The organism is Microbacterium sp. BE35, from assembly GCF_031457705.1.
GTDB classification, from domain to species: Bacteria; Actinomycetota; Actinomycetes; order Actinomycetales; family Microbacteriaceae; genus Microbacterium; species Microbacterium trichothecenolyticum.
Genome location: NZ_JAVDXD010000001.1, coordinates 1,299,025 through 1,320,190, shown reverse-complemented (window position 1 = coordinate 1,320,190; position 21,166 = coordinate 1,299,025). Strand labels below are relative to the sequence as shown.

17 protein-coding genes are annotated in these 21,166 nt (G+C 71.2%); 9 read left to right on the top strand and 8 right to left on the bottom strand.

The genetic code is table 11. The features are described from left to right. Positions 1-42: 42 nt before the first annotated feature. From J2Y46_RS05745 to J2Y46_RS05710, 8 genes are read left to right on the top strand one after another with little or no spacing between them, the layout of a single operon-like run. Positions 43-999 carry an ABC transporter permease gene (locus tag J2Y46_RS05745; protein ID WP_310240909.1) on the top strand — a complete coding sequence of 319 codons (957 nt, stop codon included), beginning with the start codon at positions 43-45 and terminating at the stop codon, positions 997-999. A gap of 11 nt (positions 1,000-1,010) precedes the next feature. Continuing rightward, the gene (locus tag J2Y46_RS05740; RefSeq protein WP_310240908.1) at positions 1,011-1,988 is read left to right on the top strand and encodes an ABC transporter permease; all 978 of its coding nucleotides are present in this window, start codon (positions 1,011-1,013) and stop codon (positions 1,986-1,988) included. Next, positions 1,985-3,628 (top strand): ABC transporter ATP-binding protein, encoded by a 1,644-nt coding sequence (locus J2Y46_RS05735; protein ID WP_045302111.1) that lies wholly within the window; start codon positions 1,985-1,987, stop codon positions 3,626-3,628. The genes J2Y46_RS05740 and J2Y46_RS05735 overlap by 4 nt, the downstream gene beginning before the upstream one ends. Continuing rightward, positions 3,625-5,004, top strand: coding sequence for a M20/M25/M40 family metallo-hydrolase (locus J2Y46_RS05730; protein WP_045302109.1), 1,380 nt, complete (start codon positions 3,625-3,627; stop codon positions 5,002-5,004). Before J2Y46_RS05735 ends, J2Y46_RS05730 begins: the two co-directional genes overlap by 4 nt. After that, positions 5,001-6,113, top strand: a complete 1,113-nt coding sequence (locus tag J2Y46_RS05725; protein ID WP_310240905.1) for an LLM class flavin-dependent oxidoreductase — start codon at positions 5,001-5,003, stop codon at positions 6,111-6,113. Before J2Y46_RS05730 ends, J2Y46_RS05725 begins: the two co-directional genes overlap by 4 nt. 59 nt (positions 6,114-6,172) lie before the next feature. Beyond that, positions 6,173-7,045, top strand: coding sequence for a DUF1684 domain-containing protein (locus J2Y46_RS05720; protein WP_045302105.1), 873 nt, complete (start codon positions 6,173-6,175; stop codon positions 7,043-7,045). Then, positions 7,042-8,127, top strand: a complete 1,086-nt coding sequence (locus J2Y46_RS05715; RefSeq protein ID WP_045302103.1) for an LLM class flavin-dependent oxidoreductase — start codon at positions 7,042-7,044, stop codon at positions 8,125-8,127. Before J2Y46_RS05720 ends, J2Y46_RS05715 begins: the two co-directional genes overlap by 4 nt. Beyond that, a complete protein-coding gene (locus J2Y46_RS05710; RefSeq protein ID WP_052676930.1) occupies positions 8,124-9,569 on the top strand; it encodes an MFS transporter in 1,446 nt (481 codons plus the stop codon). The genes J2Y46_RS05715 and J2Y46_RS05710 overlap by 4 nt, the downstream gene beginning before the upstream one ends. A 13-nt stretch (positions 9,570-9,582) precedes the next feature. Here the strand turns inward: J2Y46_RS05710 and J2Y46_RS05705 are convergent, their stop codons facing one another. Further along, the gene (locus tag J2Y46_RS05705) at positions 9,583-10,596 is read right to left on the bottom strand and encodes a GlxA family transcriptional regulator (protein WP_045302101.1); all 1,014 of its coding nucleotides are present in this window, start codon (positions 10,594-10,596) and stop codon (positions 9,583-9,585) included. A gap of 152 nt (positions 10,597-10,748) precedes the next feature. Between J2Y46_RS05705 and J2Y46_RS05700 the strand changes: the two genes are divergently transcribed. Continuing rightward, the gene (locus J2Y46_RS05700; RefSeq protein WP_045302099.1) at positions 10,749-11,570 is read left to right on the top strand and encodes an alpha/beta fold hydrolase; all 822 of its coding nucleotides are present in this window, start codon (positions 10,749-10,751) and stop codon (positions 11,568-11,570) included. A 69-nt stretch (positions 11,571-11,639) separates the two neighbouring features. On the opposite strand, the gene J2Y46_RS05695 is transcribed toward J2Y46_RS05700, so the two are convergent. The 7 genes from J2Y46_RS05695 to J2Y46_RS05665 all read right to left on the bottom strand — a co-directional run bounded on the left by J2Y46_RS05695 (position 11,640) and on the right by J2Y46_RS05665 (position 21,021). Continuing rightward, on the bottom strand, positions 11,640-13,010 hold the full coding sequence (locus J2Y46_RS05695) for an FAD-binding oxidoreductase (protein WP_310240899.1): 1,371 nt from the start codon (positions 13,008-13,010) through the stop codon (positions 11,640-11,642). A gap of 147 nt (positions 13,011-13,157) precedes the next feature. Then, the gene (locus tag J2Y46_RS05690) at positions 13,158-14,000 is read right to left on the bottom strand and encodes a PhzF family phenazine biosynthesis isomerase (RefSeq protein WP_310240897.1); all 843 of its coding nucleotides are present in this window, start codon (positions 13,998-14,000) and stop codon (positions 13,158-13,160) included. A 330-nt stretch (positions 14,001-14,330) separates the two neighbouring features. After that, positions 14,331-15,626, bottom strand: coding sequence for a D-alanyl-D-alanine carboxypeptidase (locus J2Y46_RS05685; protein ID WP_310240895.1), 1,296 nt, complete (start codon positions 15,624-15,626; stop codon positions 14,331-14,333). A gap of 152 nt (positions 15,627-15,778) precedes the next feature. After that, entirely contained in the window at positions 15,779-17,965 is a 2,187-nt protein-coding gene (locus tag J2Y46_RS05680; RefSeq protein ID WP_310240892.1) for an LLM class flavin-dependent oxidoreductase, read from the bottom strand. A 126-nt stretch (positions 17,966-18,091) separates the two neighbouring features. Then, positions 18,092-19,084 carry an ABC transporter substrate-binding protein gene (locus J2Y46_RS05675; RefSeq protein WP_045302091.1) on the bottom strand — a complete coding sequence of 331 codons (993 nt, stop codon included), beginning with the start codon at positions 19,082-19,084 and terminating at the stop codon, positions 18,092-18,094. 52 nt (positions 19,085-19,136) lie between these two features. Continuing rightward, the gene (locus J2Y46_RS05670; protein ID WP_310240890.1) at positions 19,137-19,940 is read right to left on the bottom strand and encodes an amino acid ABC transporter ATP-binding protein; all 804 of its coding nucleotides are present in this window, start codon (positions 19,938-19,940) and stop codon (positions 19,137-19,139) included. Between the two features lies 1 nt (position 19,941). Beyond that, positions 19,942-21,021 (bottom strand): amino acid ABC transporter permease, encoded by a 1,080-nt coding sequence (locus J2Y46_RS05665; RefSeq protein ID WP_310240887.1) that lies wholly within the window; start codon positions 21,019-21,021, stop codon positions 19,942-19,944. Positions 21,022-21,166 lie beyond the last annotated feature (145 nt).

Genomic DNA, 21,166 nt, shown 5'->3' with positions numbered 1-21,166 from the left:
GCGCGCGCACATCGCACGACGAAAGGGATGAGGAACGAGATCATGTGGGGTCGATACATCGCCCGAAGGATCGGGCAGGGCGTGATCGTCCTGTGGGCCGCCTACACGATCTCGTTCCTCATCCTGTACCTGCTGCCGGGCGACGCCGCGACGCTGTTCGCGGGCGGCGGCGACCAGGAGGCCGTCGATCCCGAGCTCGTCGCGCAGCTGCGCAGCGAGCTCGGGCTCGACCGCCCGCTGTGGGAGCAGTACCTCGTCGCCCTCGGCAAGGCGCTGACCGGCGACTTCGGGGTGTCGACGCAGACCGGGCGCCCGGCATCCGACCTGCTCCTCGAATCCCTCCCCCCGACGCTCGCGCTGACCGCTTTCGCGTTCGTGCTGTCGGTCGTGTTCGGCGTCGTCCTCGCGCTCTCGGCGTCACTCGCCCGGGCCAGGTGGCTGCGCAACCTGCTGTCGTCGCTGCCGCCGCTGGGCGTCTCGATCCCGGTGTTCTGGATCGGGCTCCTGCTGCTGCAGGCCTTCTCGTTCCGCATCCGCCTGTTCCCGTCGATGGGCAACGAGGGCTTCGAGAGCCTCGTGCTGCCGGCCATCACGATCGCGATCCCGTCCGGCGCCTTCATCGCGCAGCTGCTGTCGCGGAGCCTGCGCTCGACCCTCGCCCAGCCATATGTCGAGATCGTGCGGGCGAAGGGCGCGAGCGAGCGCCGCGTGCAGCTCGGCCACGCGTTCCGCAACGCCGCGATCCCCTCGCTCACGATGGTCGGCGTGCTCATCGGCGGCCTGCTCTCGGGCGCCGTCGTCACCGAGACGGTGTTCTCGCGCCTGGGCATCGGCCGGCTCGTCGTCACCGCCGTCAACAACCGCGACGTGCCCGTCGTGCAGACCGTGGTCGTCTTCGCCGCCTTCGTCTTCGTGGTCGCCAACCTCGTCGTCGACCTGGTCTACCCCCTCATCGACCGCCGCATCACGCTCGCCCGCACGGCGTTCGTCGCCGCCTGACAGGAGCCGCCATGACCGTCGAGAACGTGCTCACCCCGCCCGCGCGCTCCCTCGAGCCGCACGACCCGTTCCTCGAGTCGATCGTCGACCCCGACGCCGATCCGTCGGGCAGCCCGCACGCGGCCGCGCTCGATGAAGAGCGGCCGGATGCTGCCACCCGCCGCTCCGCCCTGCGCCCGATCGTCGCTGTGCTCAAGCAGCCGACGCTCGTGGCGTCGATCCTCGTGGTCGCCCTCGTGACCCTGTGGGCCCTGGTTCCCTCGTGGTTCACGGCGTGGGATCCGATCGTCGGAGTCCCGCAGGACCGCCTGCTGCCGCCGAGCCCGGAGCACCTCTTCGGGACGGACAACCTCGGACGCGATCTCTACGCGCGCGTCGTCTACGGATCGGCGACGTCGCTGGCCGCGACCTCGGTCGCGGTCATCGTCGGCCTCGCCGTCGGGTCGCTGTTCGGCCTGCTCGCGGGGTTCCTCCGGGGTTTCGTCGACGACGCGATCATGCGCTTCATGGACGTGCTGCTCGCGATCCCGAGCCTCCTCCTGTCGCTGGCGCTCATCACGGCGCTCGGCTTCGGCACGCTCAACGTCGCGATCGCGGTCGGACTCGCGAGCATCGCCTCCTTCTCCCGCGTCATGCGCGCCGAGGTGCTGCAGATCGCCACCGCCGTCTATGTCGAAGCCGCGCACGTCTCGGGCGTGCGCTGGCACACGGTGCTGCGCCGTCACATCCTCCCGAACGCGTCGGGCCCTGTGATCGCCCTCGCCGCCCTCGAGTTCGGCGTCATGGTGCTGGCGATCTCGTCGCTGTCGTTCCTCGGGTTCGGCGCTCCGCCGCCCACGCCGGAGTGGGGCTCGCTCGTCGCCGGCGGGCGCGACTACCTCGCCGTGGCGTGGTGGCTCACGACCTTCCCGGGCCTCGTGATCGTCGCCGTCGTGCTGTCGGCCAACCGCATCTCGCGCGCCCTCGAACGCAATGGAGGAATCCGATGACCGCGCTGTTGGAGGTCTCGAACCTTTCGGTGTCGTACACGCTGGGCGGCGAGTCGCGCCCGGCCGTGCGGGACGTGAGCTTCACCGTCGACCGCGGCGAGGTCGTCGCGATCGTCGGCGAGTCGGGCTCGGGCAAGAGCACGACCGCGCACGCCGTCATCCACCTCCTGGCCTCGAACGCGTCGGTGGATGCCGGAGCCATCGTGTTCGACGGCACCGATCTCACCGGGCTCCCGCGCCGTGCCTGGCGCGAGGTGCGCGGTCGTGCGATCGGGCTCATCCCGCAAGACCCGACGACGAGCCTCAATCCGGTCAAGCGCGTCGGGCGCCAGGTGGGCGAGCCGCTGGTGATCCACGGCCTCGCCACGCGCCGCGGCGCGGACGCGCAGGCCGTGGAACTGCTGCGTCTGGCCGGCATCGGCGAGCCCGAGGCGCGCGCCAGGCAGTTCCCGCACCAGTTCTCGGGCGGCATGAAGCAGCGCGCCCTCATCGCGACGGCGCTGGCCGCCGAGCCGCAGCTCGTGATCGCCGACGAGCCCACGAGCGCGCTCGACGTGACGGTCCAGAAGCAGATCCTCGACCACATCGACACCCTGGCGACGACGCTCGGCACGGCCGTGCTGCTCATCACGCACGACCTCGGCGTCGCCGCCGACCGGGCCGACCGCATCATCGTGATGCAGAACGGCGAGATCGTCGAGACGGGCGCTGCACGTCAGGTGCTGGACAGTCCGCAGCATCCGTATACCCGCGCACTCATCGCCGCCGCCCCCGGGCTCCGAAGCGGGGCCGCGCGGGTGACGGATCGAGCGGCACGGACGGAACCGGATGCTGCGACCCCGGCACTCCTGGAGGTCACCGGCCTCCGCAAGGAGTTCCCGCTCCCCGGCCGCGAGAAGCTCCTCGCCGTCGACGACGTGACGTTCCGCGTCGACCGCGGCGAGACGCTCGCGATCGTCGGCGAATCGGGCTCGGGCAAGAGCACGACGGCGCGCCTCGCGCTGCGGCTCGAGAAGCCGTCGGCGGGCAGCATCCGTTTCGACGGCGAGGATCTCGTCGCCGCGAGCCGTGACGAGCTGCGCGCGCTACGCCGGCGGTTCCAGCTCGTCTACCAGAGCCCGTTCGCATCTCTCGACCCGCGGTTCACGATCGCCGAAGTGATCGACGAGCCGCTGCGGGCCTACGGCGTCGACAAGGCCGAGCGGGCACGCCGCGTGCGAGAGCTGATCGACCAGGTTGCTCTTGCGTCGAACACGGCCTCGCGGCGGCCGGCGGAGCTCTCGGGCGGCCAGCGGCAGCGCGTGGCGATCGCACGCGCGCTCGCACTGCGCCCCGACCTCGTCGTGCTCGATGAGGCGGTGTCGGCGCTCGACGTCTCGGTGCAGGCGCAGATCCTCGATCTCCTCGCCGCCGTGCAGCGCGAGGTCGGAGTGTCGTACCTGTTCATCAGCCACGACCTCGCCGTGGTCCGCGAGATCTCGGACCGCGTCGCCGTGATGCAGCACGGCCGGATCGTGGAGCAGGGTGCGACCGCGCAGGTCCTCAGCGCGCCGCGCGAGGAGTACACGCGACGGCTCATCGAGGCGATCCCGGGGTCGACGCTGTCGGCGCCGGCACTCGCGGAAGAGGCGGTCGCATGAGCATCGGGGGAACGCTGTCGCAGCAGACGACCGAGCTCCTGCAGGAGCTGATCCGCAACGCGGCCGTCAATGACGGCACCCCCGGCTCGGGGCACGAGCACCTGCAGGTGCGCACGCTGCAGCGCTTCTTCGAGGGCTCGGGTCTTGAAGGCGTCGTCGTCGAGCCGCACCCCGGGCGCCAGTCGCTCATCGTGCGCATCGAGGGCACCGACCCCACGGCGCCGTCGCTGGCGCTCGTCGGGCACACCGACGTCGTGCCCGTCGAGCCGTCGGGCTGGTCGCGCGACCCGTTCGCCGGCGAGATCGTCGACGGCGTGCTGTGGGGACGCGGCGCGATCGACATGCTCAACCTCACCGCCGCGTACGCCGTCGTGACCCGCGCGATCGCGACGGACAGGTTCCGCCCGCGCGGCGACCTCATCTTCGCCGCCGTCGCCGACGAGGAGAACGGCAGCCGGTTCGGCGTGGGGTGGCTCACCGAGCACCGCCTCGACCTCATCGACGCGGACTGCGTGCTCACCGAGTCGGGCGGCGCCCATGCCGGCGCGCAGCCGCACCTCGGCGTCATGGTGGGCGAGAAGGGCGGCGCCGGGCGCCTCCTTCGCGTGACCGGTGCCCCTGGTCACGGGTCCGCGCCGTGGGGCTCGCGCAACGCGGCGGTCATCGCTGCCGAGGCCGTGACCCGCCTCGCGCGGCACCGCGGAACCACCGTCATCACGCCGCAGTGGCGCGCGTATGCCGAGGCGCTCGACCTCGATCCCGACACCCGCACCGCCCTCACCGACCCCGACCGGTTCTACGAGGGCCTCCCGCACCTCGGCACCCTCGACGGGTTCGCGCACGCCTCGACGCACACCACGATCTCGCCGACCATCGTCCGCGCCGGGGAGAAGGGCAACGTCATCCCGGGCACCGCGACCGTGCAGCTCGACATCCGCATCCTGCCGGACGTCACGCGCGAGGACGTCGAGGGCTTGATCCGCGACGCGCTCGGCGACCTCATCGAGCACATCGAGATCGAGGGCGACTGGTTCGGGGAGTCGACGGCCTCGCCGATCGACACTCCCCTGTTCGCAGCCCTCGGCAGCGCGGTCCGCCGCGCGTACCCGAGCGCCGAGCTTCTGCCGATGCTCGGAGTGGGCGGCACGGACGGCCGCTTCTACCGTCGCCGCGGCATCCCGGCGTACGGCTTCGGCGTGCTCAGCGAGCGATGGGACTACGGCACGTTCCGCCGCCTCTTCCACGGCAACGACGAGCGCATCGACCTCGACTCGATCGCCCTCACGGTCGACGCGCTCGACCACGCGGTGCGCACGTTCCACGCCGATACGAGCACCGCGACGAGGACCCGCGCACCCGAGGAAGCCACCGTATGAGCACGCCCGGCACCATCCCGGTCGCGGGCATCATCCTCGCCGGCACGTTCCCCGAGCACGACCCCCGCGCGGGCCTCGAGACGACCCTGCGCCTGTTCGAACTCGCCGAGGATCTCGGCTACGACGTGGCCGGCATCCGTCAGCGCCATCTCGAACGCGGCGTCTCGTCGGCGCTGACGTTCCTCGCGGCGGCGAGCCAGCGGACCCGCACGATCCGCCTCGAGACCGACGTCGTGCCGCTGGGGTACGAGACGCCCTTCCGCCTCGCCGAGGACTTCGCCACCGTCGACGCCCTCTCGGGCCGCCGGGTGAACGTCGGCGTGAGCACGTCGGCCCCGCACGGCGACCTGCTCGCATCGCTCGGGAGGACGGTCCCCACGCCCCCTTCAGGCGCCGCCGGCGCGTCGCCCGGAGCCTCCGGGCGCGTGGGCCCAGCTGCGGCCGCCGCCGATCCGTACGCGCTGATCGAGCGGTTCCTCGAGTCGCTCGAAGGGCACGCGCTGTCGGACGACGAGCTGTCGACGCCGTACGGGCCGCAGATCCCCCGGGTGCAGCCGCACATCGCGGGCCTGCGCGACCGCGTGTGGCTCGGCGGCGGCTCGCTGCGCTCGGTGCGCTGGGCAGCCGCGCGCGGACTCAAGCTGCTGCTCGGCAACGTCGGGGACGGCGACGCCGCCGACACCTTCGAGGCGGCGCAGCGCGCGCACGTCGACGCGTACCTGTCCGAGTTCCGCGGCACCGACCCGCGCATCGGCGTGGAGCGGGTGATCCTGCCGACCGACTCGGCGACCGCCGCGCAGCGTGAGCACTACGCCGCGTACGTCGCCGCGCGCGACGAGCGCACCGCGGAGCCGGTGAGCCTCGGCGGACGCACCGTCGTCTTCCAGCGCGACCTCCACGGCTCCGCGGAGCAGATCGCCGAGCGCCTCACGAGCGACCCGACTTTCGACGGTCGTACGGAGCTGCGCGTCGCGTTCCCCTACGGATTCGACGAGGACGAGTACCGCCAGATCCTCACCGACATCCGGACCGCCGTCCTGCCGCTCGTCGGGTGGCGGCCTGCCGCTGCCTCCGCGACCACCGGCACCGTGGCCGCGCCCGCGGCCTGACGTCCGCGCCGGCTGAGCCCGCAGCATCCGTTCCCCACCCACCCCACCGAGGAGGACCCATGACCACCACCCTCAACTCCGATGTCGACCGCGCCGAGTTCGGGCGCGAGTGGGAGGACTGGCACCGCGGGCACGAGACGCGGCGCGCCGACTCCCTCGGCTTCTTCGCGATCACCGGCCTGCACTGGCTCGGCCGCGACCCGATCACCCTGCCGGGTGCGCCCGGCACGTGGCACCTCGGCGCCGACGGCGTCGTCGTAGACCTGGCCGACGGCGAGAGCCTGACGCTCGACGGCGCGACGATCACCGGCACGCATGCGTTCGGCGAGATCGCCGAACGGGGCAGCGTCACCCCCACCTTCACCGACGGCGACATCGCCGGTGCGGTCGAGATCGCGATCCGCGGCGGGCACACCATCCTGCGACCGCGACGGGCCGATCACCCGTTCCTCGCCGAGTACTCGGGCACCCCGACCTACGTGCCGAACCCGCGGTGGCGGGTCGCGGCGCGCTTGCGCCCGTTCGATGCGCCCGTCCCGACCGAGGTCGGTGCCGCCGTCGACGGGCTCACCCACGTCTACGACGCCCCCGGCGTGCTCGAGTTCTCGTGGCGGGGCGAGGAGTTCGCGCTCACGGCGTTCGAGGGCAAGGGGCCGGGCGACCTGCTCGTGCTGTTCACGGATGCGACGAGCGGGATCACCACGTACGCCGCGAACCGCTCGGTGGGCATCGACGCGCCCGATGCCGACGGCTGGACCACCATCGACTTCAACCGCGCCGTCAACCTGCCCTGTGCGTACACGGACTTCGCCACATGCCCGCTGCCGCCGGAGGGCAACCGTCTGCCGATCGGGATCGAGGCCGGCGAGAAGACGCCGCTCGCCCGCGTGATCTCGAACGCCGAGCTCGTCGCGCCGGGGGTGTCGGCATGAGGTTCCAGCTGCTCGACATCATCCCCTACCGCGCCGATCCGATCACCGGCCATCAGGTCTCGCCCGCCGAGCGATTCGCCGAGACGCTGCAGCAGGCGATCCGCGCCGAAGAGCTCGGATTGGATGCTGTGGCCATCGGCGAGCGCCACGCCGGGCATTTCATCTCCTCGGCGCCGACGGTGCTGCTGGGCGCGATCGCGGCCCGGACGCACAGCATCCGCCTCAACTCCGGCGTGACCGTGCTCTCGGTCCTGGATCCGGTACGCGTGGCCGAGGACTATGCGACGATCGACCAGCTGTCGGGCGGGCGCCTCGACATCACGATCGGGAAGGGCAACGAGGTCGCACAGTTCCCGTTGTTCGGCCTCGACATCGATGACCAATGGGAGCTGCTCGCCGAGAAGTACGAGCTGCTGCGCACGCTCTGGCGCGAAGAGGATGTCACCTGGCCGGGCACGGAGTTCACCCGGCCCCTGTCGGGTGTGACGACGCTGCCGCGGCCGTATGCCGGGGCACCGCGAGTGTGGCACGGCTCGGCGACGACGCTGTTCTCGGCGGGGCTGGCCGCGAAGTTCGGGGATCCCCTGTTCAGCGCGAATGCGATCCAGCCGCTCGAGAACTACGGCGTGCTGGTCGATCACTACCGCTCGGAGTACGCGCGGCACGGCCACGATCCGGCGGACGCATTCGTCGCCGCCGGCTCGGGCGCCCTCTTCATCGCCGACACCACCCAGGAGGCGATCGCCCAGTACGGGCCCGTATACAACGCCATCGTCGCCGCCACCAACGTGCCGGGCAACAACACCCCGTTCCGCGACATCGAGCATGCCGTCGCCGAGGGTCCGGCCCTCGTCGGCACACCGCAGCAGGTGATCGACAAGATCGCACGGTTCCACGGCCGGCTCGGGCACGACCTGCAGTCGATCAGCCTGCCGACGACGGTGCCGTTCGTGCAGCAGCTAGAGATCCTCGAGCGGTTCGCCGAGGAGGTCGCACCGGTGCTGCGGGAGGAGTTCCCGACGGTGCTGTGGACCGAGGCCGACCCGCTCGGTCAGCGGGAGCGCGAGCTGACGACCGCATGAGTGGCCAGAGCGCGGTCCGCGACGCGCGGCCCGCGCTCTGGGCGTGCCTCGCGGCAGGCTTCGCGACGCTGTTCGACGCGGTGGTGATCACCTACGCGGCACCGGCGGTGAGCGCGTCGCTGGGCGGCTCCACCGCGGGCGTGCAGTGGCTGCTCGCGTCGTTCTCGCTGACGTTCGGGCTCGGGCTCATCCCCTCGGGGCGGCTGGGTGATGTGTACGGGCGCCGGCTGCTCTTCCTGGTCGGCCTCGCGATCTTCCTGGTCGGAGGCGTCGCGGCCGTGCTCGCCCCGACGATCGTCGTGCTCGTGGCGGCGCGGTTCGTGCAGGGGCTGGGTGCGGGCGTGATCAGCGCGCAGGTGCTCGGCGCGATCCAGGACCTGTTCACCGGCAGGGCCCGACTGAGCGCCCTCGCCGCGTACACCGCCGTCGGCGGGCTCGCGGGTGTGCTCGGGCCGGTGCTCGCGGCCGTGGTGATCGTTGCCGTTCCCGCAGAGGTGGCATGGCGCGCCGTGCTGCTGACTCCCCTGCCGCTGGTGATCGCCGCCTTCGTCCTCGGATGGCGCGGGATGCCGGGCCCCCGCGCCCGTCCGGAGTCCTCGGGGTCGGAGCGGGTGTGGCTCGACCTGCCGGGCATCGTGCTGCTCTGCCTCGTGGTGGTGGCGCTGACCCTGCCCGTCGTGGAGCCGGGGCTCTCGGGCGTGTGGGGCCTGGCTGTCGTGGGCGCGGCGGTGCTGCTCGGGCTCGTACTGGTGCTGTGGGAACGCAGGTACGCCCGGCGTGGACGGCTTCCGCTGTTCGCGCCGGCGCTGGTGCGCTCGCGCGGTTTCGTCGTGGGGAACGTGGTCGCGCTGCTGTGGTTCGGCAGCGGGATGGCGGCCGGGTCGGTCGTGACCCTGTACTTCCTTCAGTCGCCGGCGCTGTCGGCGCTGGTGATCGCGCTCGTGTTCGCGCCGGGCGCGCTGGCGCGGCTTGTCGGGTCGCTGTTCAGTCTGCGGGTGGTGGGGCGCATCGGGTCCCCGGCCACGGTGTGGCTCGGCCTGGGACTCCAGGCGGCGCTGTTCACCGGGCTCGCGATCGCGGCGCCGCTGTCGCCGGACGGAGTGCTCTTCGTCGTCGCCGCGGCTGCCCAGATCGGGCTGGGGATCGGCGGCGGCCTCGTGGAGCCGGTGGTGCGTGCCACGACCCTGTCGTTCGCGCCCGCCGAGCTGCACGGCGTGGCGGCATCGTTCCTGCAGCTCACGCAGCGATTGGCGGCGACCTTCCTGGTGGCACTGGCCGCCGGCATCCTTCTCACGTCATCCGGTGTCTCGACGGCCGCCACCCTGCAGGCCGCACTCGCGACGTGCGCGGTCGGCTCTGCCGTTGCGCTGGCCGCGTCGGCTGATCCGGCGTTCCGGCGAGCGGGAACGCGCGCCGAGGTGACGGCCACGGCGCAGACCTGAGACTCCGGCCAGGTCAGGAGGCGAGCTCGAAGCCACCCTCCGCAGGTCTGTCTCGAACCGCCGGGAGCGCGGACCGGAACCGCCGCTGGTACTGCGACGGAGAGATGCCGAGGCGGGCGATGAACGCGCGGCGGAGCGCCTCGGCGCTCCCGTAACCCGCCTGCGCGGCGCTCTCGGTCACGTTCGCACCCGCCTCGAGGTGGACGCGGGCGAGATCGAAGCGCACCCCGGTGACGTACTCGGTCGGCGACTGCCCGATCTCTTCACGGAAGAGGCGGGTCAGATGGCGTGAGCTGACCGCCACGAGCCCGGCGAGTTCCGGCACGTTCCACGCACGAGCGGGATCCGCGTCGACGAGGTCGGTGGCGCGGCGCACGATCGAGGCTGCCTGTGCGCGGGCGCGCAGCGGCACCGAGTACTGCGACTGGCCGCCCGAACGCTGCAGGTAGACCAGCAGCAGCTGGGCGACCTGGCGCGAGACATCGGCGCCGTGGTCGTCCTCGACGAGGGCGAGCGCCAGATCGATGCCCGCCGCCACGCCGGCCGACGTCGAGACGCCGCCGTCACGCACGAAGATCGCGTCCGGTTCGACGCGCACGCGCGGGTAGCGGCGTTGCAGCTCCGGCGCGAACTTCCAGTGCGTCGTCGCCCGCTTGCCGTCGAGCGCGCCGATCTCGGCGAGCACGAAGGCGCCGCTGCAGATGGAGACGACACGGCGGGCCCGGGTGGCGAGGGCGGCCGCAGCATCCGTCAACGGTCCTCTCGCGAATTCGTGCGGCGGCATCTCGCTGCCCGGCACGATCACGGTGTCGAAGTCGCCGGCATCGTCCGCCGCGCCGTGCACCGAGACAGTGGTGCCGAGCGAGGTCATGACATCGTGTCCGTCGGGTGAAAGAAGAACGACGTCGTACCCCCGCACGGCCTGGTTGGCCTCGACGAAGACCTCGGCCGGCCCGACATAATCGAGGGTCTTCACTCCGTCGAACAGCAGGAACGCGATTCGCCGTGGGGCGGGGGCCGAGTGCATCCTTCCATCCTCGTCCTGAATCGTGGGATGTGAGGCCGTTCGAGCGGGGCGCCACGGCCGCCGATCGTCGAGGCTCGAGGGTGGCGCCGTCGCCCGTGACGGCTCCGGCGAGTGGGGCGACGGGTCGGCCCGATGATCGCAAGGAGTCCGCCATGCCGACGTTCACCACCTCCGACGGCACCGAGATCTACTACACCGACTGGGGAACCGGGAAGCCGGTCGTCCTGAGCCACGGCTGGCCGCTGAGCTCCGACGCGTGGGCCGTCGAGTCCAAGCTTCTCGCCGACGCGGGCTACCGCGCCATCGCGCACGACCGCCGCGGGCACGGCCGTTCGACCAACACCGACCGCGGGCACGACATGGACACCTACGCCCGCGACCTCGCCGAGCTGATCGAACACCTCGACCTCACCGACCTCGTCGTCATCGGCCACTCGACCGGCGGCGGTGAGGTCGTGCGCTACGCCGCGCAGCACGGCACGGGTCGCGTCCGCAAGGTCGTCACCGCCGGCGCCGTGCCTCCGATCATGGTCCGGTCCGAGGCGAACCCCGAAGGCACGCCGATCGAGGCCTTCGACGGCATCCGCGCCGGCGTTCTGGCCGATCGCTCGCAGTTCTACAAGGACCTCGCAGTGCCGTTCTACGGATTCAACCGCGAGGGCGCCGCGGTGTCGCAGGGCCTCATCGACGACTTCCAGCGCCAGGGCATGCTCGCGGGTCTCGCCGCCGCCTACGAGTGCGTCAAGGTCTTCTCCGAGACCGACTTCACCGAGGACCTCAAGGCGCTCGACGTGCCGATCCTGCTCGCTCACGGCTCGGACGACCAGATCGTGCCGATCGCAGCGGCGGCCGAGAAGTCCATCGGCCTCGTCTCGGACGGCACGCTGAAGGTCTACGAGGGCGCGCCGCACGGCATCGCCGGCGAGTATCAGAAGGCGCTGATCGCCGACATCCTCGCCTTCATCGCGGACTGACCGCGGAACCGGCCCGGGAGCTCGTCCCTCGACGGGCTCCCGGGCCGGAATCCGTCGTCCCGCCGGCCGCTAAGGCACGATGTTCTGGTTGAGGTGGAACACGTTGTCGGGGTCGTACTCGCGCTTGACCGCACGGAGCCGCTCGTAGTTGGCGCCGTAGTTGCTGGATGCCTTCGGCTGGTCGTCCTGCGAGGCGAAGTTGATGTAGCCGCCCGGCTGGGCGAACGGCTCGATCGCCGCGTAGTAGTCCTTGACCCACGCGGTGTTCGCGGTGTTCTCCGCGGGATCCGGCCACATCCCCGCGATCACCAGCGCGAAGTTCGCGTCGCGGTGCCCGAAGGCCGTCGCGTCGGACGCCACGTCGTGGCACGCTCCGTTGATCGGGTAGAAGTGGACCGTCGAGTTGACGGTCGGCACCCGCGGGCCGTGCTCCATGTGAGCGGCCACCGATTCCGGCCTGAGCTCGTCGAGGAACGCCGCCTTCCAGTAGTGCTGGAGGCCGGGTGGGACAAGTCCATCGAAGAGGCCGTTCATCGCCGGGTAGGGCATCGGACCTACCATCTCGGCCACCGGCTTCGCGACGTCGCGGAACCCTTGGACGATCTTCTCGGCCTCCGACGCCGGGCCGTTGATGCAGAAGACCACAGCGACGAACTGCTCGCCGGCGCGGTCCTCCGGCACGAACGGCAGCGCAGGAGCGATCTGGAACGCGGGGAACCCGCCGAACTCGCGCGGTGCGGTCCGCACGTAGTCGGCGAAGTACGCCAGGATCGCCGGACCGTCCGCGAGCTCGAAGAACATCGGGCCGCCGTAGATCTCGGCGACCGGATGCAGCCGGAACGTGAACTTCGTCACGACGCCGAAGTTGCCTCCCCCGCCGCGGAGAGCCCAGAACAGGTCGGGCTCCTCGTCCGCACTCGCCGTGACCACTCTCCCGTCCGCAAGCACGACCTCTGCCGAGAGCAGGTTGTCGCACGAAAGCCCGTGGCCGCGGGCGAGGTAGCCGATCCCGCCGCCGAGCGTGAGTCCGCCGACACCCGTCGTCGAGATGATCCCGCCCGTCGTGGCAAGGCCGTGCTGAGACGTCGCCTCGTTGAACATGCCCCAGGTGGCGCCGCCTGCGGCCTCGGCGGTCGAGGACGCGGGATCGACGGTCACCGTGGTCATGTCGCCCAGATCGGCGACGATCGCACCGTCCGCGGTGCCGAATCCGGGCACGCTATGGCCTCCGCCGCGGACCGCGACGTCGCTCCCATCCTCGGCGGCGGCGCGGACGACGGCCGCGACATCTGCGGCGCCCTGGCACCGCACGACCGCGGAGGGTCGGCGGTCGATCATCGCGTTGTAGACGACCCGCGCCTCGTCGTATCCGTCGTCGCCTTCTTCGACGACGGAGCCCTTCACGCTGCTGCGCAGCGAATCCATCACCTTCATGGACATGGTCGACCTTCCCATCGACGCAAACGGGCACAGCGACCGCACGGTGCGTGCGGTCGTCGGCACCGGTTTGAATCGACGGTCCTCGCGTTGGAGGGCACTGTCAAGGCGGTCAGTACCCGCGGCGCGGAGGCAGCGGAATCGCGGAGGTCAGTCGATGCGGACGGCCGACCCCGACACGACGATCCCACCGGCTGTCGGGATGTCGATGGTGAGCTCGCTCGGCCTGCCGACGTGGCTGCCCTGGAGGATCACGACTCGTGCGGGCGCCTCCACCGCGTGCGTGGCGCGAAGATAGCCGCCGGTCGCCGCTGCGGCCGCGCCGGTCGCCGGATCCTCGATGATCGACCCGACGGGGAAGACGTTGCGCGCATGCCACCGATCAGCGCTTTCGGGCCACAGCACGATCATGGTCGCAGGCCATCCCCGCGCGTCGAGCACCGCGCGCGCCCGGTCGGGATCGATCGCGAACCCGTCGAAGACCTCCCGCTCAGCGAGCACGACGAGGGGATGCCAGTTGCCGCCGAACGCCTGTGCGGGGGCGAAGTCCGGATGCAGGTCCTGGTCCGACAGCCCGATCGCCCCGAGCACGTCGGCGAGGGCGTCCGTGGGCAGCGGGGTCGTGTCGGGCTCGACGCTGACGAACGACACCCGCCGCTGCCCGGAGTCCGTTGCGGTGACGATCTCGACGATGCCGACCGGAGTCTCGAACGAGATCGCGCCGTCGCCGTCGGCCTCCGCGATCGCTGCCGCCGCAGCGACGGTGGCGTGACCGCAGAACGGCACCTCGGCGAGGGGCGAGAAGTAGCGGATGGCCCGACGGCCGTCCTCGCCGGCGACCACGAACGCCGATTCGGCATAGCCGAGGTCTGCGGCGATGCCGAGCATCGCAGCATCCGTCAGTCCGCCGGCGTCCAGCACGACACCGGCGGGATTGCCTCCCGCGGGCTCGGAGGAGAAGGCCGTCCATCGCTGGATGTCGATCGCGCTCATCCGGTCACGATAGGTCACGGCGGCGCGAGGAGGTCGCCAGGCACCGACCGATTCCTGCCGATCAGGGGGTGCGCCGCCGGCGCCGCGCGATCCCGATGCCGATCAGCACGAGCCCCACGACGAGCACGATCGGCCCGATCGTCGCCCACAGCGTCGACCCGGTCATCGCCGACCCCTGCAGCACCCCGACCCCTGCAGCGTCCACACCAGCCCCACCGCGGCGAGGATCACGCCGGGCACGAGGAACGGCCACATTCGCTTCACGACCACGACTCTAGGTCGGCGGCGCTCCTCGCGACAGAGCCGTGGTGACCCGCGAACGGAACCGGGTTACTCCCCGCCGAGCTCCCCCGGGTGGGTGAGTCGCCAGGAGTCCGTCGGCGGGACGATGGCGCCGTCGATCTCGATCGGAACCGTCACCGTGTTCGGGCCCGCGGTCCACGTGATGCTCCCGACCTCTTCGCCGTCGGTGTACGTCTTCGGCGTGGTCGTCGTCATCTCGACGGCGATCGGGGTGTCGGACCACGTGAAGATCGTCGCGTAGTCCGAGACGACGATCTGCGCCGACGCGCCCCATCTCGTCGTGATCGTGCCGACCGGCTGATCGCGCTTGGCGAGCGGCACTTCGTGGAAGCCGGCACGGATGCTGTCGATCAGCGTCATGACGTCGTGATCGACGTTCGCGCGGGTGAAGCCGCCGAGCACCACCCCGGTCACGCTGAGCGGCTGCGCCGTTCCGACGGGGACGGATGCGGTGAAGAGCAGGTTGTACGTGCCCTCGCCCAGGTTGCCCGTCTTCAGGCCGGTGATCCCGTTGCTGCCGAGGAGGTCGTTGGTGTTCTGCATCGCACCGGGACCGGGCAGCGCGAGCGAGCGCGTCGCGACGATGCTCGCGATCACCGGGTTCGCGGCGGCGAGCTTGCCGAGGGCGATGAGGTCGGCCGGCGTGCTGGTGTTGCGCGCGTCGAGGCCGGTCGGCTCGACGATCGTCGTGCCGGTGAGGCCGTTCGCCGCGAGCCACCGCTGCGCGGCACCGCGGAAGGCGCCCTGCGAGCCGAACGCCCACGTCGAGACCGCCTCCGCGTAATTGCTCGCCGAGGGGATGAGCATCGTCGCGAGCGCGTCGTGCAGCGACATCGAGCTGCCCGTCGGCATCGCCGCGATCGTCGCACCCCTCACGTAGTACTGGTCGTAGAGGTCGTGGTCGGCCTTGCTGAAGGTGATGGTCGGCCCGGGATCCGCGGCACCCGCCAGTGGATGACGCTCGAGGATCACGAGCGCCGTGATGAGCTTCGTGATGCTCGCGATCGACTGCGGCTCGCTGGTCCCGCTCGTCGCCCAGATGCCGCTCGCCTCGGCCCCGAGGTACTCGTCGCCACCGGCGACGGCGATCGCCGAGGCCCCGGTGGACGGAAGCGCGACGGCGGCGGCTGCCGGCACCGTCACGGGCGGCTCGTGCGTCTCGACGAGTGGCGCGCTCACCGGCGCCGTCAGTGCCCACCACACGTACCCGCTGGGGACGGCGAGCAGCACGACGAGTACGATCGCCGTGACGATCCAGCCGATGCGCCGACGGCGGCGCCGCCCCTCGGGATCCACCGAGCGCTGCGGCGGACCGCCGAACATCTGCTCCTGACTGATCAGCTGCGTGAACTCTTCGAGCTCGTCAGTCGGCTGCTGAGGTGTCGAAATGGAAGGCCCCCGTCCCGAATACTGAACCCATCATGCAGCATTTGAGACTCCCCGTCTCAGGAGGACGAGAGAACGGCGGCGCGGGCTCACACCGGGGCAGCGAGCTCCTTCGCGAAGCACTGCGAGAAGGAGAACGCCGTGTACGGCTCGAAGATGGGGATCGGGCGGTACCCGATGCGCTCGTAGAGCACGACCGCGTCGTGCTGACGGTCGCCGGTCTGCAGAATCAGGCGCCCGGCCCCGCGATCCTGCGCGATGCGCTCGAGCTCCTGCATCAGCGCGCGGCTCGCACCCGTGCCGCGTGCGCGCGGCCTCACGAACACGCGTTTCACCTCGAGGTCGCGCGTGCCGTCGTGGGCGAGGTCACGCAGCGCCGCGTGACCGACCGCGTCGCCTGCGGCGTCCACGGCGAGCACCGTCGCGACGATCGTGTCGGGGTCGACCGCGAACGTGCGCTGAGCCTCCTCCGCAGCGGCGGCTGCAGCATCCGCCCACCGATCCGCATACCGGGGCGATACCTCGACGTCCATCTCCGCGCGGAGCTCCTCGGCGCGCGGGTCGTCCCAGGGGACCGTCTCGAACGTCCACGCCCTCTCGCCCGGCGACGCGTCCGCGGGCTCGGGCGCGAGATCGTAGCCGAACGTGTACAGCTCGATCCATCGGCCGGGCTGAACCTCCCACAGCCCTTCCCGCTCCGAGAGCCGCCGGAAGCCGAGCTTGGCGTACAGCGCGTGGGCGCCGGTCATCTCGGGCCCGCTGTTCATCACGACGCGGTGCGAGCCCCGCTCGCGGGCGAGGTCGATCACGTGGCGGGTGAGCGCCTCTCCGATCCCGCGACCGCGGGCGGCGGGAGCCACCGCGAGCTGACGGAAGTCCGTCTCGCCGGGCTGCGCGACCTCCGCGAGCGGACGGTTCGGTCTCGCGACCCACACGGTGCCGAGGATCTCACCGCCGTCCTCGACGGCGACCCACACGTCCCCCTCGCGCACGCGGCTCGCGACGTCGCGCAGCGAAGCGACGTACTCGTCCGAGAGATTCCGGTAGCTCGCCAGATACGCCTCGGCGGTCACCTCGCCGGCGCGGTCGTACTCCTCGGTGCGGACGAGACGAATGGTCCATTCCGGAGACACGGATGCCGCGCCCGCGGCGTCCGCAGCCGGGCCCGCGGCGTCGGAGTCCCACGCCTCGGCCAGCAGCTCGTACGAGCGCACGCGGTCCGCGGGGTCGTGCGTGACCGTCGTGACGAGGAGCTCGTCGGCGCCGGTGACCCGCTGCAGCGTCTCGAGGCGCTCGAGCACCGTCTCGGGTGAGCCGACGAACTGCGTGTCGAGGCGGTCGCGGACGACCGCGAGCTCCTCGGCTGTCAGCGGGTCGGCGGCGGCCTCGTCGGGCGAGGGGAAGGGGACGGCGCCCTGGCCGGCGCGGATGCTGTGCACCCATCGACCGTAACCCGCGGCGAGACGGCGGGCCGCGGCATCCGTCTCCGCGACGACGGCGTCCACCGACACGATGACGTGGGGCTCGAAGATGCGGCCGGGGCGGAACGCGGCGCGGTACTCGGCGATCGCCTCGAGCACGAAGCCGGGTGCGACATGGTAGTTCGCGCCGAACGGCAGGCCGAGCTCCCCGGCGAGGCGCGCACTGGGACCGGCGGTCGAACCGTGGATCCACACCGTGACGTCGGCGCCCTCGGCGGGCGTGACGTGGATCGGCACGTCTTCGGGGGGTGAGAACGTGCCGTCGAAGAACGAGAGGATCTCGGCGACGTCGTCCGCGAAGCGCTCGGCGTCGGCTTCCGTGCGCCCGAGCAGCCGCGCCTGCACGACGAAGCGCTCCGAGTCGAACCCGGCGAACGGGCGGGCCGCCGGCAGGAGGAGCCCGTCGACGACGCGATCCTCCGATGCGGCGGGAAGCGCCGCGGCCGCCGCGCTGCGTGATCCCGAGCGCCCGATGCCGAGGTCGAACCGGCCCGGGTGCAGCCGCGCCACGACGCCGGCGGCCTCGGCGACCTGCGCCGGCGAGTAGTTGCCGATGATGGTGGCGGCTGTGCCGATACGGATGCTGTGCGTCACCGCCGCGACGGATGCGAGAAGCACGTGCGGAGCGGCGCCGGCGATCCCGGGGTTGAAGTGGTGCTCGGCGACCCAATAGCGCCGGTAGCCGAGGCGCTCGGCCGCGCGCGCGAGACCGACGCTGGCGCGGAGACCGTCGGCGGGAGTCTGCCCAGAGCCGAACGGCGAGAGGTCGAGGACGGAGAGCGGAACGCGGGACATGGGTGCTCCCTAGACGTGGTGCAGACGTGGAACGAGGGCACAGAATCGGAGGTTCTCGGCGACACGCCGGGTGGCAGCATCCGTCCCCGGTGTGTCGTCCGAAACCTCCGATCCTGTGCCGATCCGTCAGGACTTGGGGAGTCCCGGCGGGTTGACGAGGCTCTCGTCGACGCGCTCGGACTCGAGGTCCCAGATCTTGAGGACCTCGTCGTACTGGCCGTTCTCGATGAGGTAGTTGAGCGCGATGGCCACCGGCTCGATGAGTCCGTTGCCCTTGGCGGTCGCGGCGGCGATGTTCGCGGTCAGCGGCCAGCCGCCGGGCACGAGGCCGACGAGCTTGGTGTCACCGGTCTCGCGGGCGGCCCACGCCGACGTCGCGTTCGGACCGAACGTCGCGTCGATGCGGCCCGACTGCAGCGCCAGCACGGTCGCGGCGTTGTCGTCGAAGTACTGCAGCTCCGCCGGCTCCTCGCCGGCGGCCTCGAGCTCCTCGTTCCAGGCGAGCAGCACCTGCTCCTGGTTCGTGCCCGAGCCGACCGCGATCTTGAGGCCCGAGATGTCCGCTGCCTCCTCGATCTTCTCGATGTCGCTGTCGCTCTTCACGTAGAAGCCGAGAAGGTCCTCGCGGTAGCTCGCGAAGTCGTAGAGCTCCTTGCGCTCCTCGGTCACGGTGACGTTCGAGGTGATGAGGTCGTACTTGCCGGACTGGATGCCGAGGGGCCAGTCCGCCCACGCGACGACGACCGGGTTGTACTCGAGGCCGAGCGCGTCGGCGATCAGGGCGCCGATGTTCGGCTCGGTGCCGGCGGGGTTCGTCTCGCCCTCGGGGATGTAGCCCAGCGGGGGGACGTACGCGGAGTGCGCCACCGTGAGCTTGCCCGGCTCGACCGGCTCGAAGCCGCTCGCTTCGAGCGCCTCGACGGCTTCGGCGACGGGCTCGTCGAGACGGACCCACTGGATCTCGTCGGTCGTGACGTTCGCCGACTCCTCGGTCGCCTCGGGGGCGGCCGCCTCGGCCGGCGCGTTCTGGTTGACGCCCCAGACGATGCCGCCGACGATCGCGGCCACCGCGACGACGCCGACGCCGATCGCGATGCCCTGTTTCTTGCTGAGTGCCATGTGACTGCTTCCTTCTCTCGGGTGAGGACTCGGGATCGAGATCTCGGTGGGGTCAGGCCAGGACCTTCGCGAGGAAGTCCTGGACGCGGGGGTGCTTCGGTGCCACGAGCACCTCGGCGGGCGGGCCCTGCTCGATGACGCGGCCGCCGTCGAGGAACACGACGCGGTCGGCGACCTCGCGGGCGAACCCGACCTCGTGCGTGACGATCACGAGCGTCGTGCCGAGCTGCGCGAGGTCGCGAATGACGTCGAGCACCTCGCCGACGAGCTCCGGATCGAGCGCGCTGGTCGGCTCGTCGAACAGGATCACCTTGGGCTTGAGCGCGAGAGCTCGAGCGATCGCGACGCGCTGCTGCTGCCCGCCCGACAGCTGCCGTGGGTAATGCTCCGCCTTGTCGGCGAGCCCGACACGGTCGAGCAGGCCCAGCGCGAGCTCGCGGGCGTCGTCCTTCGAGAGCCGGCCGAGCGCGACGGGCGCCTCCGTGACGTTCTCGAGCGCGGTCAGGTGCGGAAAGAGGTTGAAGTTCTGGAAGACGATGCCGATCTGCGTGCGGCGCTCGAGCACCTCGCGCTCGCGCAGCTCGTAGAGCTTGGCGCCGCGCAGCTCGTAGCCGATCAGCTGGCCGTCGACCGTGACCGAGCCGCGGTCGACGCTCTCGAGGTGGTTGATGGTGCGCAGGAGCGTCGACTTGCCCGAGCCGCTCGGCCCGAGGATCGCGACGACCTCGCCCGGCTGGACGGTCAGGTCGATTCCTCGCAGCACCTCGACGCCGCCGTAGCTCTTGTGCACGTTGTGGATCTCGACGAGCCCCTTGGTGGGGGTCTCCGCCGCGGTCTGGACGATGGTGGTGCTCATGTCAGCGCCCTCCGAACTTCGCGTCGTTGCCGTTGCTGTGCTGTGCCGCAGTGGGCAGGGGCGCAGCATCCGATCCCTCCAGAGGAGGTGGTGACGAATCAGCGTCGCCGAGGCGCGCCCACTGCAGCGCGATCCAGTGGCGGGCCCGCTGCACGGGCGTCGGGGGCAGGACGCGGACGCTGCCGCGGGCGTAGTGCCGCTCGATGTAGTACTGCGCGATGCTCAGGATCGTGGTGATGATCGTGTACCAGACCACCGCGACCAGCAGCAGCGGGATCACGCGGCTGTTGCGGTTGTAGATGACCTGGACCGCGTAGAACACCTCGGGGATCGCGATCACGAACACGACCGACGCGCCCTTGACGAGGCCGATCACCTCGTTGGTGGCGTTCGGGACGATCGAGCGCATCGCCTGCGGCAGGACGATCCGGGTCAACCGCCGGCGCGGAGGGATGCCGAGTGCCGCGGCCGCCTCGAGCTGGCCCTGGTCGACCGACAGCAAGCCGCCGCGGATGATCTCCGCCGAGTAGGCGGCCTGGTTGAGGCTGAGGCCGAGAATGGCGGCCGCGAAGGCGCTGATGAGCTGCACGGTCGGGAACTCGACGATCCAGAAGTCGGTCGTGAACGGGGTGCCGAGGCCGAGGGTCGGATACAGGTAGCCGAGGTTGTACCAGACGATGATCTGCACCACGAGGGGCACCGAGCGGAAGAACCAGATGAAGACCCAGGCGGCGGAGTTGAGCAGCGGCGACTTCGCGAGACGGGCGAGGGCGAGGAGCGTGCCGAGGAAGAAGCCGATGGTCGCCGAGATCACGGTGAGTGCCAGCGTGATGCCGACGCCCTGCAGCACCGGCTCCGAGAGGAAGTAGTGCGCGAAGACGTCCCACTCGTAGTTCTCGTTCGTCACCAGCGACCACGCGAACTGAGCGACGACGAACAGCACGACGATGCCGATGGACCACCGGAACCAATGCCGGGTGTGGACCACGCGGAGGTCGCCCAGGTCGACGCGCGACGACGCCGCGGACGACGGCGGGACGGCCTCGGCGGCGCCTGCCTGGCGCGGAAGTGTGTCGGTCATGAGGGGGCTCCTCGGTCGGGGCGCGGGGTCTGAGGGGTGCGCCGGTAGGCCGAACGTAGGGCCCTGCCGGGCAGGCGGCCCAACCGCGCCGGCCCCGCGGCGACACGGATCGTGACGGTCTGCAACGCGGCGTCACACTCCGGAA